General features: G+C 43.3%; 15 protein-coding genes. 13 read left to right on the plus strand and 2 right to left on the minus strand.

Annotated features, from left to right (window positions below; genetic code table 11):
• The first annotated feature begins 24 nt into the window (after positions 1-24).
• The 13 genes from atpE (at position 25) to DW005_RS08680 (ending at position 15099) form a co-directional block, all read left to right on the plus strand.
• On the plus strand, positions 25-282 hold the full coding sequence (atpE, locus tag DW005_RS08620) for an ATP synthase F0 subunit C (RefSeq protein ID WP_022376125.1): 258 nt from the start codon (positions 25-27) through the stop codon (positions 280-282).
• A 40-nt stretch (positions 283-322) separates the two neighbouring features.
• Positions 323-841 (plus strand): F0F1 ATP synthase subunit B, encoded by a 519-nt coding sequence (gene atpF / locus DW005_RS08625; RefSeq protein WP_117478964.1) that lies wholly within the window; start codon positions 323-325, stop codon positions 839-841.
• A complete protein-coding gene (atpH, locus tag DW005_RS08630) occupies positions 829-1380 on the plus strand; it encodes an ATP synthase F1 subunit delta (RefSeq protein ID WP_117478965.1) in 552 nt (183 codons plus the stop codon). Before atpF ends, atpH begins: the two co-directional genes overlap by 13 nt.
• 35 nt (positions 1381-1415) lie before the next feature.
• Positions 1416-2930 (plus strand): F0F1 ATP synthase subunit alpha, encoded by a 1515-nt coding sequence (atpA, locus tag DW005_RS08635; protein WP_022376122.1) that lies wholly within the window; start codon positions 1416-1418, stop codon positions 2928-2930.
• Between the two features lie 17 nt (positions 2931-2947).
• Complete coding sequence (atpG, locus tag DW005_RS08640) at positions 2948-3835, plus strand: ATP synthase F1 subunit gamma (protein ID WP_117478966.1); 888 nt, start codon at positions 2948-2950, stop codon at positions 3833-3835.
• Positions 3836-3845: 10 nt separating this feature from the next.
• Positions 3846-5258, plus strand: a complete 1413-nt coding sequence (atpD, locus tag DW005_RS08645) for a F0F1 ATP synthase subunit beta (protein WP_022376120.1) — start codon at positions 3846-3848, stop codon at positions 5256-5258.
• A gap of 33 nt (positions 5259-5291) precedes the next feature.
• Positions 5292-5702, plus strand: a complete 411-nt coding sequence (gene atpC, locus DW005_RS08650) for an ATP synthase F1 subunit epsilon (RefSeq protein ID WP_117478967.1) — start codon at positions 5292-5294, stop codon at positions 5700-5702.
• Between the two features lie 430 nt (positions 5703-6132).
• Positions 6133-7650: a sodium/solute symporter gene (locus DW005_RS08655; protein ID WP_117478968.1), complete on the plus strand. Its 1518-nt coding sequence runs from the start codon at positions 6133-6135 to the stop codon at positions 7648-7650.
• Positions 7651-7682: 32 nt separating this feature from the next.
• Entirely contained in the window at positions 7683-8957 is a 1275-nt protein-coding gene (locus tag DW005_RS08660; protein WP_117478969.1) for a diguanylate cyclase, read from the plus strand.
• The gene (locus DW005_RS08665; RefSeq protein WP_117478970.1) at positions 8957-9934 is read left to right on the plus strand and encodes a WYL domain-containing protein; all 978 of its coding nucleotides are present in this window, start codon (positions 8957-8959) and stop codon (positions 9932-9934) included. The genes DW005_RS08660 and DW005_RS08665 overlap by 1 nt, the downstream gene beginning before the upstream one ends.
• A gap of 53 nt (positions 9935-9987) precedes the next feature.
• The gene (locus DW005_RS08670) at positions 9988-11487 is read left to right on the plus strand and encodes a 4Fe-4S dicluster domain-containing protein (RefSeq protein WP_117478971.1); all 1500 of its coding nucleotides are present in this window, start codon (positions 9988-9990) and stop codon (positions 11485-11487) included.
• A gap of 105 nt (positions 11488-11592) precedes the next feature.
• Positions 11593-12783 (plus strand): glycosyltransferase, encoded by a 1191-nt coding sequence (locus DW005_RS08675; RefSeq protein ID WP_117478972.1) that lies wholly within the window; start codon positions 11593-11595, stop codon positions 12781-12783.
• Between the two features lie 66 nt (positions 12784-12849).
• Positions 12850-15099 (plus strand): PBP1A family penicillin-binding protein, encoded by a 2250-nt coding sequence (locus DW005_RS08680; RefSeq protein WP_181974999.1) that lies wholly within the window; start codon positions 12850-12852, stop codon positions 15097-15099.
• 80 nt (positions 15100-15179) lie between these two features.
• Here the strand turns inward: DW005_RS08680 and DW005_RS08685 are convergent, their stop codons facing one another.
• Together DW005_RS08685 and DW005_RS08690 are read right to left on the minus strand one after the other, a co-directional pair.
• Positions 15180-16349 carry a ribose-phosphate pyrophosphokinase gene (locus tag DW005_RS08685; protein ID WP_117478974.1) on the minus strand — a complete coding sequence of 390 codons (1170 nt, stop codon included), beginning with the start codon at positions 16347-16349 and terminating at the stop codon, positions 15180-15182.
• Positions 16350-16415: 66 nt separating this feature from the next.
• Positions 16416-17408 carry an ATP-binding protein gene (locus tag DW005_RS08690; protein WP_117478975.1) on the minus strand — a complete coding sequence of 331 codons (993 nt, stop codon included), beginning with the start codon at positions 17406-17408 and terminating at the stop codon, positions 16416-16418.
• Positions 17409-17432 lie beyond the last annotated feature (24 nt).

Consider the following 17432-nt stretch of genomic DNA (forward strand, 5'->3'; position numbering starts at 1 on the left):
AAGCGCAGAAAGTGAGGAAAAGATATGAATATTTCAGGAGCAGATTTAGTACATGCAGCATCAGCAATTGGTGCAGGATTAGCAGTTATCGCAGGTATCGGACCTGGTGTTGGACAGGGTATTGCAGCCGGATATGGTGCAAGTGCTGTAGGACGTAACCCGGGTGCCCGTGGTGAGATTATGTCAACCATGCTTCTTGGACAGGCAGTAGCCGAGACAACCGGTTTGTATGGTCTGGTTGTAGCCATGATTCTGCTGTTTGTAAATCCATTTGGAGTATAATGCAATCCATCCGAAAATTGTAAGAAAGGAGGGACTGTAATTGGATCCAAGAATATTTGGACTTGACCCGCAGACGTTATTTGATACATGCATTACGTTAGTTGCCATGCTGGCATTGTTTATCCTTTTATCGTATCTTTTGTTTAATCCGGCACGCAAGCTGATTCAAAAGAGAAAGGATTATATTGAGAGCCAGCTTTCGGAGGCGGCATCCGCTAAAGATGAGGCACTTGCCATGAAGAAAGAGTATGATGACAAACTGGCAAAGGTGGATGATGAATCCACAGAATTGATTTCACAGGCTCGCCAAAAAGCAAAAGAGCGTGCGAGTGAAATTGTAAATGAGGCCGGCGATGAAGCACATCGTATTCTGGCACGTGCAGAGAAAGAAGTGGCACTTGAAAAGGATAAAGTCCGTGATGAAATGAAACAGGAAATGGTTCAGGTGGCTTCTATGATGGCTGGCAAACTGGTGTCAGAATCCATCAGTGAAGAGGCACAGGCCAAGTTGATTGAAGAGACATGCAATGAAATGGGGGATTCGACATGGCAAAGTTAGTTTCAAAAGTGTACGGCGATGCTTTGTTTTCTCTTGCGGTAGAAGAAAATCGTGTGGATGAACTCTGGGACGAAACGCGTGCGATGAAGCAGGTGCTTTCGGAAAATCCGGATTTCATGGCGATTTTGGAACATCCTGAAATGACGATGGAAAAAAAGATGGATGTGCTGCAGGAGGTTTTTCAAAAGGAACTGTCCCAGGACATGATGGGACTTTTGCATGTTCTTGTAAAAAAAGGAAGAATCGGAGAACTAATCCATGTGTTAGCATATTTTAATGAATGTGCCATGGCATACAAAAAGATAGGAAAAGTTCAGATTCAGACGCCGATGCCACTATCGGAGAAACAAAAAAAGAAAATTGAACAAAAACTTCTTGAGGTGAGCGAGTACGAAACTTTGTCGGTGGACTACGAAATTGATAAAAGTCTGCTTGGCGGCATTGTGATTCGTATTGGCAACCAAGTTCTTGACAACAGTATCCGTGCAAAACTGGATGCGATGACAAGAGATTTGAGTAAAGTAAGGCTGTCAAATTAGACGGGCGGCTTTCAGAAAGAAGGTGTGTTGGAAACATGAATTTAAGACCGGAAGAAATTAGTTCAGTCATTAAAGAAGAAATAAAAAAATATAGTACGGAGTTTGAAGTTGCCAATGTAGGAACGGTAATTCAGGTTGCCGATGGAATTGCCCGTATTCATGGACTGGAGAAGGCAATGCAGGGTGAGCTGTTAGAGTTCCCGCATGAAGTGTACGGAATGGTCATGAACTTAGAGGAAGATAATGTTGGTGCGGTTTTACTTGGTGATTCGGCAAACATTAACGAAGGTGACATGGTTAAGACGACAGGACGTGTGGCAACGGTGCCAGTTGGCGACGCAATGTTAGGCCGCGTTGTGAATGCGCTCGGACAGCCAATTGATGGTAAAGGTCCGGTAAATACGGATAAGATTCGTCCGATTGAGCGTGTGGCATCAGGTGTTATTTCCCGTAAATCGGTAGATACACCGCTGCAGACAGGTATTAAGGCGATTGACTCCATGGTTCCAATCGGAAGAGGTCAGCGTGAGTTGATTATCGGTGACCGCCAGACCGGTAAAACGGCAATTGCGATTGATACCATCATTAACCAGAAAGACCAGGATGTACTTTGTATTTATGTAGCAATCGGACAGAAAGCATCAACGGTTGCCAATATTGTAAAGACACTCGAAGAGAGTGGTGCGATGGATTATACAACGGTTGTAGCAGCGACCGCAAGTGAGTTAGCACCACTTCAGTATATTGCGCCATATGCAGGATGTGCGATTGGTGAAGAGTGGATGGAGAGCGGCAAGGATGTTCTTATCGTTTATGATGATTTGACCAAACATGCGGCTGCTTATCGTACCCTTTCGCTGCTTCTTCGCAGACCACCGGGACGTGAGGCGTTCCCTGGTGATGTCTTTTATCTGCATTCCCGTCTTTTGGAGCGTGCGGCAAAATTGTCAGATAAATTAGGCGGCGGTTCTTTGACGGCACTGCCGATTATTGAGACACAGGCAGGTGACGTATCTGCATACATTCCGACTAATGTAATTTCGATTACAGATGGTCAGATTTATCTAGAGACCGAGATGTTTAACTCCGGTTTCCGTCCGGCGGTAAATCCGGGTCTGTCCGTATCCCGAGTTGGTGGTTCGGCACAGATTAAGGCGATGAAAAAGATTGCGGGACCGATTCGTATCGAACTTGCACAGTACCGCGAGCTGGCTGCATTTTCCCAGTTTGGCTCCGATTTGGATGCCGACACAAAACGCCAGTTAGACCAGGGTGAAAGAATCCGTGAGATTTTAAAGCAGGATCAGTATGCGCCGCTGCCGGTATGGTATCAGGTTATTATCATTTATGCAGCGACAAAACAGTATCTTTTGGATATTGCGGTAGAAGATGTCCTTGCGTTTGAAAAAGGTTTGTTCCGTTTTGTGGATGAAAAGTATCCGGAAGTACCGGCTGCCATCCGCGATGAGAAACAAATCAGTGAAGAGACAGAGAAGAAATTGATTCAGGCGATTGAGGAATATAAACGCAATTTTATTCATGAGAAATAAAAGAGAGGTGTGATGCTATGGCCTCAATGAGGGACATCAAAAGAAGAAAAGAAAGTATACAAAGCACTTCTCAGATTACAAAGGCAATGAAACTGGTTTCGACTGTAAAACTTCAAAAAGCGAAGGGAAGAGCAGAAGAAACACAGCCTTATTTTAACAAAATGTATGAGACGGTTTCGGGTATGCTTGCCAAATCAGGCACCGTGAGATATCCCGGAAAACGAGAGAAAAATCCGGATGAACCATGCAAAAAAGGTGTGATTGTAATTTCGTCAAACCGTGGACTGGCGGGCGGTTACAATTCCAATCTTGTCAAGTTAGTTACCAAAGGTGATTTTGACCGAGAAAATACGATTATTTTTCCGGTTGGAAGAAAAGGCTTGGAAAGCCTTGTAAGACAGGGGTATACCTGTCAGGGTGATTTTTCCGAGGTGATTAACAATCCGTTGTTTGGAGATGCGGTAAGCATTGGAAAGACCGTGATTGGTGCGTTGGAAAATGGTGACATTGATGAAGTGTATTTAGCGTATACGGTATTTAAAAATACCGTGACACAAATCCCTACTTTGATTAAAATTCTTCCATTTGCAGAGGATGATATCAAGGAAAATGCACAGGAAGAGGATGAGAAGAATAAGGGTGCTGTGGCACAGATGAATTATGAGCCGGAGGAGGAAGAAACTCTGGGTTATATCATTCCTTTGTATGTAAACAGCCTAATCTTTGGTGCGCTCGTGGAAGCGGTGGCCAGTGAAAATGGTGCGCGTATGCAGGCGATGGATTCTGCAACAAGTAACGCAGAGGAGATGATTGATACCTTGGGATTGCAGTATAACCGTGCAAGACAGGCTGCAATTACTCAGGAATTGACAGAGATTGTTGCTGGTGCGTCAGCGATAAGTTAGGAGGTAGAAAATGGCAGAGAATAGTAAGACAAGTCTCGGCGTAATTACCCAGATTGTTGGAGCCGTACTGGATATTCGTTTTCAGGACGGAAACCTGCCTGAGATTAATGAAGCAATCCACATCAAACGACAGGATGGGGATAAGCTTGTAGTTGAGGTGGCACAGCATTTGGGTGATGATACCGTTCGCTGTATTGCCATGGGACCAACGGATGGTTTGGTCCGCGGCATGGAAGCAGTGGCAACGGGAGCTCCGATTTGTGTGCCGGTAGGTGAAGAAACATTAGGACGTATGTTTAATGTTCTCGGCGAGCCAATTGATGAAAAAGAGCCGCCAAAAGTAAAAGAGTATGATCCGATTCATAGAAAAGCACCTTCTTTTGAAGAGCAGTCTACCGAATCGGAGATTTTGGAAACCGGTATTAAAGTAATTGACCTTTTGTGCCCATATCAGAAGGGTGGTAAAATTGGTTTGTTTGGTGGTGCCGGTGTAGGTAAAACGGTACTCATTCAGGAGTTGATTACAAACATTGCTACAGAGCACGGTGGATATTCGGTATTTACCGGTGTTGGTGAGCGTACCCGTGAGGGAAATGATTTGTACTATGAAATGATTGAGTCCGGCGTAATTGATAAAACAACCATGGTGTTTGGACAGATGAATGAGCCGCCCGGAGCGAGAATGCGAGTAGGTCTTGCCGGACTTACGATGGCAGAATATTTCCGTGACAAAGGTGGAAAGGATGTGCTTTTGTTCATTGACAACATCTTCCGTTTTACGCAGGCAGGTTCTGAGGTTTCAGCACTTTTAGGACGTATGCCGAGTGCGGTAGGTTACCAGCCGACACTGCAGACAGAGATGGGTGCTTTGCAGGAGCGAATCACTTCGACAAAGAGCGGTTCGATTACATCCGTTCAGGCGGTTTATGTACCGGCCGATGACTTGACAGACCCGGCTCCGGCGACGACTTTTGCCCACTTGGATGCAACAACCGTATTGGAGCGTTCGATTGCAGAACTTGGTATTTACCCGGCAGTAGACCCGCTGGCTTCAACATCCCGTATGCTGGACCCTCGTGTGCTGGGTGAAGAACATTATCAGGTTGCCCGTGGTGTTCAGGAGATTTTGCAGCGTTACAAAGAGTTACAGGATATTATTGCCATTCTTGGTATGGACGAGTTGTCGGAAGACGAGAAAATGCTTGTCAACCGTGCGCGTAAAGTGCAGCGATTCCTGTCGCAGCCATTTAACGTCGCAGAACAGTTTACCGGTCTTCCCGGTAAATATGTTCAGTTGTCTGATACGATTCAGGGATTCAAAGAAATTCTGGATGGTAAACATGATGAGATTCCGGAAGGTTATTTCTTAAATGCCGGAAGTATTGATGATGTTGTAGCACGATACAAAGAGAGCCGCCAGTAATTTCAGGCGGATAGGAAAGGAAGTGGTTACAACATGGCAGAACGTAAAACATTTCGTCTTGAAGTGATTTCGCCGGAGCGCATTTTCTATACCGGAGATGCTGAGATGGTGGAACTTACGACGACGGAAGGTGACATCGGAATCTATGCGGATCACATTCCGCTTACGACGATTGTTGCACCTGGTGTAATGACGATTACCGAGCCGGGTGGCGTGCTCAAAGAGGCAGCAGTGCTGGAAGGCTTTATGGAAATTACACCGGATAAAGTTACAATTCTTGCTCAGTCCTGCGAGTGGCCGGAAGAAATTGACATTAATCGTGCGGCAGAGGCGAAGGCGAGAGCCGAGCGCCGCTTAAAAAGTGCAGATGAAAATATAAACATGGCACGAGCAGATTTGGCTTTGCGAAAATCGTTGATTCGGTTGCAGTTAGCTGAAAAATAAAAAGAATCCCCTAAAAAGCAGGATATTTGCGTTGCAAATATAGCTTTTCGGGGGATTTCTTTTTATTTTTTGCTTTTTGGGAAAGAGGAGGCTGGTGAGAAGGAGGGGGACAACTGTTTTTTGTCGATTTATTTGGATTCCAGTAATTGTGTAGAAAAGTTTTGTGACTCGTGGGTTTGAGTGCGTCAGCAGGAGGTGCTGGTAGTTTCAGCACCCCTGCTGCTACGCAACTCAATTAGTGAGAACGGCGCAAGAGGTTCGGGGAACCTCTGACCTGCGCGGACCGGAGTGGAACGTAGACCCACGAGTCACAAAACTTTTCTACACAATTACGGAACCAAAAAAACTCACTATGGAAACCCCTCCGAAATTATGATAAAATAGTGAGTAATAGGGTAGTTGCAATAACATACGAAGGAGAGAGTTTATTATGGTTATTAAGGTGATTTTGTTACTGGTATTTTTTGCCGTGATGCTTGGGATTGGATTTTATTCCAGAAAGCATGCGACAGATGTGAATGGTTTTGTGTTGGGAGGACGTTCGGTTGGTCCGTGGCTGACCGCATTTGCATATGGAACGTCTTATTTTTCAGCGGTTGTATTTGTCGGATATGCAGGACAGTTCGGTTACAAATACGGACTTGCTTCCACTTGGATTGGAATTGGCAATGCAGTGCTTGGTTCTCTGCTTGCATGGGTTGTATTGGGACGACGTACAAGAATTATGACAAAGCATTTGAAATCCATGACCATGCCGGATTTCTTTGGAAAACGTTATGGCAGTAAATCGCTTCGCGTTGCAGCGTCGATGATTGCCTTTATTTTCCTCATTCCGTATACCGCATCGGTGTATAATGGTCTTTCCTATTTGTTTGGTATGGCATTTGATATTGACTTCCGCATCTGTGTAGTCGTGATGGCGGTGCTGACCGGTGTATATGTTATTGTGGGCGGTTATATGGCGACTGCACTGAATGACTTGATTCAGGGAATTATTATGTTATTTGGTATTGTGGCAGTCATTGCGGCAGTGCTTTCCGGTCATGGCGGATTTTTGGCTGCAGTGAAGGAACTTGCGCATGTGCCAAGTGACGTAATGCCGGGAGCTTATGCATCTTTCTTTGGACCAGACCCATTGAATCTGCTTGGGGTTGTGATTTTAACTTCATTGGGTACGTGGGGCCTTCCACAGATGATTCAGAAATTTTATGCCATTAAAGATGAAAAAGCAGTACATACAGGAACTATTATTTCGACGTTGTTTGCCGTAGTTGTTTCCGGCGGCTGCTATTTCCTTGGTGGATTCAGCCAGATTTCCGGTGTGACAAAAGCAGCCGATGGCAGTGTGGCATATGATACTATTATACCGACGATGCTTTCAAGCCTGCCTGACATTCTGATTGGAATTGTCATTGTGCTTGTTTTGTCTGCATCCATGTCGACTTTGTCGAGCCTTGTGCTGACGTCAAGTTCCACACTCACACTTGATTTTATCAAACCATTGTTTGTAAAAGATATGAGTGAGAAAAAGCAGTTAATCTGGATGAGAATACTGCTTGCGTTCTTTATCATCATTTCCGTTGTGATTGCACTTGATCCGCCGGCATTTATTGCACAGCTTATGGGAATCAGCTGGGGTGCTCTGGCAGGAGCGTTTTTAGCACCATTTTTGTATGGACTGTACTGGAAGCGCGTGACAAAAGCGGCTGTCTGGGCAAGTTTTATTGCCGGAGTTGGAATTACGGTTTCTAACATGTTTATCAATTATATTGCATCACCGATTAACGCCGGAGCATTAGCAATGCTTGCTGGTTTGATTGTTGTCCCGGTTGTTAGTGTAATAACGAAGAAACCGGACGAAGCAATTGTAGATGGAATTTTTAACTGCTTGGATGAAAAAGTTATGGTAGAGCAGAAAATGGCTTTGCCGGAAGAGGACGAAGAGTAAACGTATACAATGGAAATGAGGGGGTGTCGGATATGGCGCGAAAAAAAAGGAAAAGTCTAATTTTTACCATCATGCGAATGTCAGTAATTCCGATTGCAATTTTAGGAGTTGTCATGACATTTTACAGTCAGAATTCGGTTCATGAAGGTATGGTATTTGAGATTGAAAAGAGTTTGTCCGGTATCGCTCATAATCTGATTAGTATTTATAATGTGTTGGATGCGGGAGATTTTTCACAGAAAGACGATAGGGTTTATAAGGGGGAAACAGAAATTACATCGGATTACCGCGTTTTAGACGATATTAAAAATGATACCGGTGCGGATGTTACTGTATTTGTTGGTGATGAGAGATGTCTTACAACACTGGTTGATAAAAAAGGAAATCGTTTGGTTGGCTCTCACTTAGATAAAGAAGTTGCTTCACAAGTGATTGAAGACGGGGAAGAATATTTTTCCCAGAATGTTGACGTTATGGGAGTCAGATACTTTGGCTACTATGTGCCAATTCGCAATGATGAGAATGAAGTTGTAGGTGTTAGTTTTGCCGGAGAGTCGGCGGAGTCTGTGAATACTTCCATGAGATTTATGACGCATGGGAATGTGATTATCTGCCTGTTTATCATAATTCTTGCCGGATTTATCTGTAATCTGTCGGCACAGAAAATGGTGGAGGCGATTCAGGCAATTAAGAGATTTCTTGGCAGAGTGGCGCATGGAGAATTTCATCATGAAATGCCGGAAAATGTTTTAAAGAGAGGCGACGAACTGGCGCAAATGGGCGAATATGCAGTGGCGGTCAGTGATTCATTGGAAGAAATGGTGTCACGTGACCCATTGACAAAACTTCTGAACCGGCGTGCGGCGCAGATTCAGATGGATTACCGTAGAGAAAACGATTGTTTTTCACTTGCGATTGCAGATATCGATTTTTTTAAGAGCGTCAATGACAGTTATGGTCATGAAAAAGGTGATGAAGTTCTAAAATATGTTGCCGGAGCACTACAGAAAGCAGTTGGTGAAGATGGTTTTTCTGCACGCTGGGGCGGCGAAGAATTTTTGATTGGTTTTGATGGAACAGTAAATGAGACGGGAAAAGTTTTGCAGGGATTTTTGGACGATGTGAAATCGAAAAAGTTTTCACATAACGGTATGGAATTCTCAATTTCTCTGACGATTGGTATTGCAACTTACTGTGAAGAAGAGAAAATGGAAGAAGCGATTAACCGTGCGGACGAACTTCTTTATTATGGAAAAGAGCATGGGCGAGACCAGATCGTAATGGAATCAAGGGAGGAGGAATCCTGATGCCGAAAGCACCAAACCAGAAATACAAATTATTTTATATTTTGGAACTGCTGCGAAGTGAGAGTGACGAAAAACATCCGGTAACGATGCCGCAAATCATCTCGTATTTAAAGCAGAATGGTATTCATGCGGAAAGAAAAAGTGTTTATTCGGACATGGAAGCTTTGCAGATACTCGGGTACGATGTTGTATGTCAGAAAAACCCGGCGGGTTACTATCTGGGAAGCCGTGAGTTTGAATTGGCGGAGTTAAAACTTTTAGTTGATGCTGTGCAGGCGTCCAAATTTATTACGCAAAAACAAAGCAGAAATTTGATTGAGAAGTTGGAACATTTCACGAGCCGCCATGAGGCAAATCGGTTACAGCGTCAAGTTTGTGTCAATGACCGTGTGAAAACAGAAAATTTGTCTTCCCTTTATCTGATTGATGACATTCATCAGGCAATGCACGAAAATCAACCGGTTACTTTTGTTTACTGCGAATGGAATCAGAACAAGGAACTTGTGCCGCGGCACGGTGGCGAACGCTATCTTGTTTCTCCATGGATGCTTATGTGGGAAGACGAAAATTATTATCTGCTGGCGTATGACCACAAAGCAGAGATGATTAAATATTTCCGTGTAGATAAACTTCGACAGTTAAAGAGAGAAGAGGGAAAAAGAGAAGGGGAAACAGCATATCAAAAATTGGATGTCACGGATTTTTCAAAAAAAACGTTTGGAATGTTTGCCGGGGAGAAAAAAAGGCTTCAGCTTGTTTTTGATAATTCGCTGATTGGCGTTGCAATTGACCGTTTTGGAAAGGAAATTCCCGTTTTAAAAGAGTCCGAGACACAGTTTCGGACATTCGTAGAAATCAGTGTCAGCAAGCAGTTTTATGGTTGGCTTGCGGGGATTGGAAAGGGTGTTTCGATCGTGGAACCAAAAGAAGAACAAGAGAAGTATCGGAAGTATCTTGAAAATATTTGGAAACTATGATATTCTACCATTGATTATGAGAATTTGTATCAATTACGCCAAGGAGGACAAGAATGAGAGGAATAGAAACCCCGATTAAGACACTGAGACAGAAAGTGTTTACAGAAGTTGCAAAAGTCGCTTTTGATTCACAGAACATAAATGATGATATCGAGGCAATCCCATATAAAATTACGCCGGGAGATGCGCCTTTATACCGTGAGAGTATTTACCGTGAGCGTGCTATCTGCTCGGAGCGTGTGCGTCTTGCGATGGGACTTTCATTAAGACCGGATGACGAACCGGTTCACGTTACAAGTGGATTGGATGAGAGTAATGTGGCAGAAAAATATTATGAGCCGCCTTTGATGCAGGTAATTCCGTCGGCTTGTGATATGTGTGAGGATAACGTATATGAAGTATCCAATCAGTGCCGTGGCTGTGTGGCACATCCTTGTGTAGAGGTTTGCCCGAAAGGTGCTATCAGCATTGTAGACGGAAAATCTCATATTGATAAAGATAAATGTATTAAATGTGGAAAATGTAAGGCAATCTGTCCCTATGATGCAATTGCGAAGAAGGTTCGTCCATGTGCAGCTGCATGTGGTGTGAAAGCCATTTCCAGTGATGAGCGCGGACGTGCCCAGATTGATGATGAAAAATGCGTAAAATGCGGACAATGCATGGCTGCATGTCCATTTGGAGCGATTGCAGATAAATCCCAGATTTTCCAGTTGATTCAGGCAATGAAGCAGGGACCGGTTATTGCCGAATTGGCTCCGGCGGTTATCGGACAGTTTGGTGACGATGTCCGTCTTTGGAAAATCAAAGCAGCGTTGAAAGAGATTGGTTTTGCGGAAGTGTTCGAAGTTGCACTTGGTGCAGATATCGGAGCGATTACGGAAGCAAGACATTATGTAAATGAAGTAAAAACAGGAAAACTTCCATTTTTGCTGACTTCCTGTTGTCCGGCTTGGTCGATGTTGGCAAAGAAAACACTGCCGGATATGGTAGAGACTGTTTCAAGTGCTCTGACACCGATGGTGGCTACTGCACGTACAATTAAACAGCGTCATCCGGAAGCTAAGATTGTATTTGTCGGACCGTGTGCGGCAAAGAAACTGGAAGCTTCCCGCCGTTCGGTACGAAGTGATGTGGATTTTGTAATTACCTTTGAAGAATTGGATGCGATTTTCACTGCCAAAGGAATTGATATGGAAACCTATGATGCAGAGGAGCCAATTCATGATGCAACAGGAACCGGACGTGGTTACGCCGTTGCCGGTGGTGTTGCAAATGCCATTGAAAACTGCATTAACGAATATTATCCGGGAACGGAAGTTTATATTGAGCATGCGGAAGGATTATCCGACTGTCAGAAAATGCTTCTTATGGCGAAGGCCGGTAAAAAGGATGGCTGTCTGATTGAAGGTATGGGCTGTCCGGGTGGCTGTGTTGCCGGTGTTGGTACGAATATTGCGATACCGAAAGCGGCACAGGCTGTGCGCAAGTTTGTTAAGGATTCAACAACTGCACTGCCACCGAAAGAATATTCAGAAATTGATTTGCCGTAAGGTAAAAGAAACAAGATAAGAAAGAGGGTATTTTGATTGTAAAATCGGAATACCCTCTTTGTGACAGAAGGCATTTGATCATATTTAATCAATAGCGGAGGCAGTATGAAAATCGAACGAATTATTTTATTTACCAAGGGAATTGAAACATTAAGTTTTTTTAGTGAGCAGCTTGGGAAGACTTTTAGTAAATTGGGATATGAAGTGTTTTACTTTGACCAGTGTAAATCGTATGATAGTCTTGCTGAATTGCTTTTGTTTGCCAAACCGGAGGCAACAGCGGCAGTGACGTTTAATTTTGACGGCTGCTGTGGTGAGGGATATTTTATTGACTGCAAGGGAATTCATTTGTTTGATGACAGAAAAATACCGGTTATCAATATTGTGGTTGACCATCCGTTTTACTATCATAAATTTCTGCCATTTTTGCCAAAAGACTACTGCCAGATTTCGATTGACAGAGAGCATGAAGCTTATTTGCAGTATTATTTTCCGGAAATTAAGCGGGGGCTGTTTCTGCCATTGGCGGGAACGTCCTTGTGGGAAGAAGATACGCTGCCTAAGTGGGAAGAACGCCCATATGACGTTGTATTTACCGGAAATTACACGCCGCTTTCTAAATTTGAACCAACGATTGAGAGACATGGCAAAGAGTATGCCGATTTTTATTACGGAATTATTGAGGATTTTAAGAGACATCCGCATCTGGGGATGGATATCGGAATTCGTGAGCATCTGCTTTCCGAGGTTGAGGATATTACCGAAGACGGTGTAAAAGAAATGATGCCAAATATGATTATGATCGATTTGTATGTGCGCAATTATTTTCGTGGAAAAGTGGTGCAGACGCTTGTGGATGCCGGTGTTTCCGTGCATTGTTTTGGAGCTGGATGGGAATTTCTTCCCTGTGAACATTCGGAAAATCTGATAAAAGAGGGTGGCGTTGATTCACTGGCGTGTTTGCAGGCGTTAAGCAAGGCGAAAGTTTCTTTGAATGTAATGCCGTGGTTTAAGGATGGTGCACATGATCGCGTATTTAATTCGATGTTAAACGGCGCTGTATGTTTTACCGACTGGAGCCGGTATTTGGCAGAAAATTTACGGGATGGAGAGGATATTTTCTTTTATGAACTGGATGCACTTGAATGCCTGCCGGATATGGTGCAGGGAATTTTAGAAAATCGAAAGAAATGGGAGCACATGCAGAAAGCGGCGTATGAGACGGCTGAGAAGTCGCATACATGGGAACACCGTGCAGGGGCTGTGCATAAAGAAATTCTTTCCAAGATACGCTAAATGTGGTATGATGATACATAAGTCAAAGCGTCCACGTAGTATAAAGCGGGAGAAATGGAGGTAAAGATGGCTAGAAAAAACAAAAAACAGCGGAAACATCCTAAGTTTTGGTTTGGGTTTAAAATTGTATTACTTTTGTTTCTGCTCACAATATTAGTCGGCGGAATTATCTTTTATTTCAAATATGGAAAAGATATCTTCGCAATGCAGGATGACGCGGTTGCACTTGTGAAAGAGTCGTCCATAGATACATTCCGTTCATCCGAGACATCAATTGTGTATAACAATAAGGGCAAAGAGATAGCGAAATTAAAGGGAGAAAAAGACTCCTATTACCTTACCTTGGACAAAATACCAAAGGCGGTAAAAGATGCAGCAATTGTTACCGAGGACAAAAAGTTTTACTCACATAACGGAATTGATGCCAAAGGTATTATGCGTGCGGTTTTTGCATTGATTAAGAACAACGGTGAGAAAACACAGGGAGCATCGACAATTACCCAGCAGTTAGCGCGCGGTGTTTTCCTCTCGACGGAGAAGACGTATGAGCGTAAAATAAAGGAAATTTTTATTGCGCTTGAGCTGGAAAAGAAGTATACCAAAAGCCAGATTCTGGAATTTTACTTAAATACCATTTATTATGCAAATGGTTACTATGGAATTGAGGCGGCGGCACGCGGATATTTCGGAAAGGGTTGTCAGGAATTGTCACTTGGACAGTTATGCTTTTTGTGTTCTATTCCAAATAATCCAACCCTTTATAATCCATTGAAAAATTTCGATAACACGGTCAAACGTAAAAATCGTATTTTAGATCAGATGTTAGATGATGGCGTGATTACGAAGGTGGATTACGATGAGGCGTATCAGGAAGAAATTAAACTGAACATTCAGGAAGTGCAGAAACGAGATTACATCCAGACGTTTGTTTCTTACTGTGCGATTCGCGAGTTGATGAAAAAGAATGGATTTGAGTTTAAAAATTCATTTGCAGATAAGGAAGAAAGAGAGACCTATGAGACGGAGTATGATGATGCGTACTCGACTGCTCAGCAGATGCTTTTAAATAAAGGATATAAAATTTATACATCCTTTGATTTGAAGAAACAGAAAAAACTGCAAAAAGCAGTCAATCATAATTTGTCCGGATTTAAGGATAAAGAGACAAACGGAACCTACAAAATGCAGGGCTCGGCAGTATGTATCGATAATAAGACCGGACGTGTTGTTGCGCTGGTGGGCGGACGAAGCCAGGAGACGGAAGGACTTTCCCTAAACCGTGCGTACCAGTCTTACCGCCAGCCTGGTAGTTCAATTAAGCCGTTGATTGTTTATACACCGACTTTGGAGCGTGGTTCAACGGCAAGCACGACCGTACATGATTATAAGTTTAAGGGCGGTCCGTCAAACAGCAGTGGACGTTACTACGGTTATATTTCGCTTCGTTTTGCGGTGGAGCAGTCCTTGAATACGGTTGCATGGCAGCTGTTCGAGAAGTTAAAACCGGAAGTTGGCTTGCAGTATTTATTGGATATGAATTATTCCAAAATCGTGAAGTCGGATTACTACTTGTCGGCATCCCTTGGCGGATTGACATACGGTACCAGTACGTTAGAGATGGCATCCGGTTATGCAACACTGGAAAATGACGGAAAGTACCGGGAACCAACGTGTATTGTGAAAATTTTGGATTCCGATGGAAATGAAATTGTTTCCGATAAAGTCGAGCAAAAGAGTGTTTACAAGAAGGATTCAGCACGTGCGATGATTGATATCCTGACCGGTGTAATCAAACGTGGTACGGCACGTGGTCTTGGCCTTGATAATGGACAGCCAAGTGCCGGCAAGACCGGAACAACCAATGATAAAAAAGACGGCTGGTTCTGTGGTTTTACACCATATTATACAACGGCAGTCTGGGTTGGCTATGATTCCCCGAAAACGGTTGCCGACTTGTATGGTTCCACCTATCCGGGACGAATCTGGCATGAGTACATGAATGAGATTCATAAAGACTTAGATGTAAAAGAATTTGATTTGGGTGAGTTATCATCGGGAAGTTCCGGTGGTGGCAGCAGTAGTGGTTATACGACTCCACAGGAAGATACCGGAAGTGGTGGAAGTGTAGATACGGACCCGGCAGATTCGAATGATAATGACGTTGATGTGGATCCGGATGATGGAACGGATACACAGGTTACGGAACCACCGGCCACGCAGGTACCGGCGACACAAGTTCCGGCAACAGCGGAACCGGCTGCGACAGAGCCACCGGCAGACCCGGCAGCAGACCCGGCAGCAGAGGGTGCAGAATAAAAAATAAGAGCTAAAAAAAGCCTGTCAGGCAAATGCTTGACAGGCTTTTTAATAGGTGTGCCTTGCGACACACGTTTCTATTAGTGTTCCTGATGATATTTTTTCAGGATGCGCTCGATACGTTCGGTTGGATTTAAGTATTCCGCAATTGAGGAATCATGATTTAAAGTATCGATAAGGAGAGCAATGTACTTGCTCATATCAACATTGATGTAATACTCACGCTGTAACAGTTCTTCCGGCTGATATACTAAGTTTGTCGTCATGACACGGTAAATCAAGCCGCTCTTATAAGCTTCATCAAACTTCTCCAGACCGTTTGTGAACAGACCAAAAGTAGAAGCAACGAAAATACGGTTTGCATTGCGGCGCTTCAATTCAGTTGCAACGTCAATCATACTTTCACCGGAGGAAATCATATCGTCAATCACAACAACGTCCTTGCCGGAAACATCAGCACCGAGGAATTCATGTGCAATAATCGGGTTACGTCCTTCAACAATTTTTGTGTAATCACGGCGTTTGTAGAAGGTTCCTACATCAACACCGGCTACGTTACCAAAGTAAATCGCACGTCCCATAGCACCTTCATCCGGGCTGATAATCATCATGTTTTCCGGTTTCATATGAATGTCTGGTACATTTTTCAAAAGGGCTTTAATAAACTGATATGTTGGCTGTACAGTTTCAAAACTCTTCAATGGAATTGCATTCTGTACGCGAGGGTCATGTGCGTCAAAAGTGATAATATTGTCAACGCCTATAGCGGTCAGTTCCTGAAGTGCCAAAGCGCAGTCTAACGATTCGCGGGAACTGCGTTTATGCTGTCTGCTTTCATACAGGAAAGGCATAATAACAGTGATTCGTCTTGCTTTTCCGCTGATTGCGGCAATCATACGTTTCAAATCCTGAAAATGGTCATCCGGTGACATATGATTAACCTGTCCACATACTGTGTAAGCTAAACTGTGGTTACATACATCAACAAGAAGGTATACATCTTTTCCGCGGACGGATTCATTTAAGATACCCTTTGCTTCACCGGACCCAAAACGTGGGCATACGGCATCGATGATGTAAGAATCCCTTTTGTAATTGGTAAAATGAATGGAAGAATCTACATCGGCTTCATTTCTCCAGCCAACAATGTAATCATCCACTTTTTTTCCGATTGCTTTGCTGCTCTCCAATGGAATAATACCAAGGTCTCCATAAGGGATTGTTTTCGACAAATCTTTTTGACTCATGATTAAAGTCCTCCGTGTAAATATTGTGTTGTAGGTTTATAGTTTGCAGCAACAGAAAGAAAAACATACTTAATGTTGCATAATTGCCTTTTTCAAACGAATGTCATCGCCGGTGATTTTTAATAATGTATAATTACTTGTAATCCGGGAGAAAATCCGCTCGCTGTAGCGTTCCCGTAAATCATCAAACGACAAGTTTGTTGAAATAATCGTGGAACGGCGGTTTGTTAATCGTGTATCGATGCAGTGGTAAAGCTGAGAGGAAGTAAAACTATTGTTTAATTCTGTTCCCAAATCATCGATAATCAGTAAATCGCTGCTTAATAAATAAGAAAGCGAAGCATTTTTCCGGGTCTGTGATAAGTCCCGGTCAAATTTGCACGATTCTAAAATATCAAATAGTTTTAGAGAAGTCAAGTACACAACGGTATGAGACTTGTCTAAAAGCTCTTTTGCAATACAGTTTGTTAAAAAAGTTTTACCGACACCGGTGTTACCGTATAACAGAAGATTTCCCGGTGTGTCCGAAAAACCGGATAAATAGGATTTCACGGTTTCTAAGACATGTCGCATATTGTCACGCGGTGTTTCGCCGGTTGCCTCTTCGGTGTAGTCATCCGGGTAAAAATCCAAATTAAAATGAGAAAAATTCTCATGTTCCAAAACGTCTTTCAAATTTGACTGTGAGTACAAATACTGAACAATCAGTTTTTCAAAACAATGGCATTTCCTGCCGTCAATATAGCCGGTATCCTTACAGTCAGCGCACTCGTAGACCGGTTTCAGGTAGTCCGCCGGGTAACCGTGCTGCAAAAGCAGGGCTTCTTTTTGTTTTGTGATTTTATCAATCTCGGCATCTAGGTCAATCGAATCGGTTTGTCCTTTCAAACGAGAGGCAGCGTGCTGCACCGAAAGTGTACGAACCCGGTTTTCCAATTCGTTCATTTGGGGAATCGCATCATAGACTTCCTTCATGCGCTTTTTTAGGATGAAATTGTCCTTGAGCTGCTGATGATAGTAATGGGACATCAGATGCTCGTACTGACTGTTGGTCAAAAGCATAATAAATGAATCCTTTCGTTTGTT

The organism is Clostridium sp. AF36-4 (assembly GCF_003435975.1).
In the GTDB taxonomy this organism is placed as follows: domain Bacteria; phylum Bacillota; class Clostridia; order Lachnospirales; family Lachnospiraceae; genus Eubacterium_F.

Coding starts and splice junctions, on each gene's coding strand:
- atpE (WP_022376125.1), top strand. CDS start 25: ATGAATATTTCAGGAGCAGATTTAGTACATGCAGCATCAGCAATTGGT.
- atpH (WP_117478965.1), top strand. CDS start 829: ATGGCAAAGTTAGTTTCAAAAGTGTACGGCGATGCTTTGTTTTCTCTT.
- atpA (WP_022376122.1), top strand. CDS start 1,416: ATGAATTTAAGACCGGAAGAAATTAGTTCAGTCATTAAAGAAGAAATA.
- atpG (WP_117478966.1), top strand. CDS start 2,948: ATGGCCTCAATGAGGGACATCAAAAGAAGAAAAGAAAGTATACAAAGC.
- atpD (WP_022376120.1), top strand. CDS start 3,846: ATGGCAGAGAATAGTAAGACAAGTCTCGGCGTAATTACCCAGATTGTT.
- atpC (WP_117478967.1), top strand. CDS start 5,292: ATGGCAGAACGTAAAACATTTCGTCTTGAAGTGATTTCGCCGGAGCGC.
- DW005_RS08655 (WP_117478968.1), top strand. CDS start 6,133: ATGGTTATTAAGGTGATTTTGTTACTGGTATTTTTTGCCGTGATGCTT.
- DW005_RS08660 (WP_117478969.1), top strand. CDS start 7,683: ATGGCGCGAAAAAAAAGGAAAAGTCTAATTTTTACCATCATGCGAATG.
- DW005_RS08665 (WP_117478970.1), top strand. CDS start 8,957: ATGCCGAAAGCACCAAACCAGAAATACAAATTATTTTATATTTTGGAA.
- DW005_RS08670 (WP_117478971.1), top strand. CDS start 9,988: ATGAGAGGAATAGAAACCCCGATTAAGACACTGAGACAGAAAGTGTTT.
- DW005_RS08675 (WP_117478972.1), top strand. CDS start 11,593: ATGAAAATCGAACGAATTATTTTATTTACCAAGGGAATTGAAACATTA.
- DW005_RS08680 (WP_181974999.1), top strand. CDS start 12,850: ATGGCTAGAAAAAACAAAAAACAGCGGAAACATCCTAAGTTTTGGTTT.
- DW005_RS08690 (WP_117478975.1), bottom strand. CDS start 17,408: ATGCTTTTGACCAACAGTCAGTACGAGCATCTGATGTCCCATTACTAT.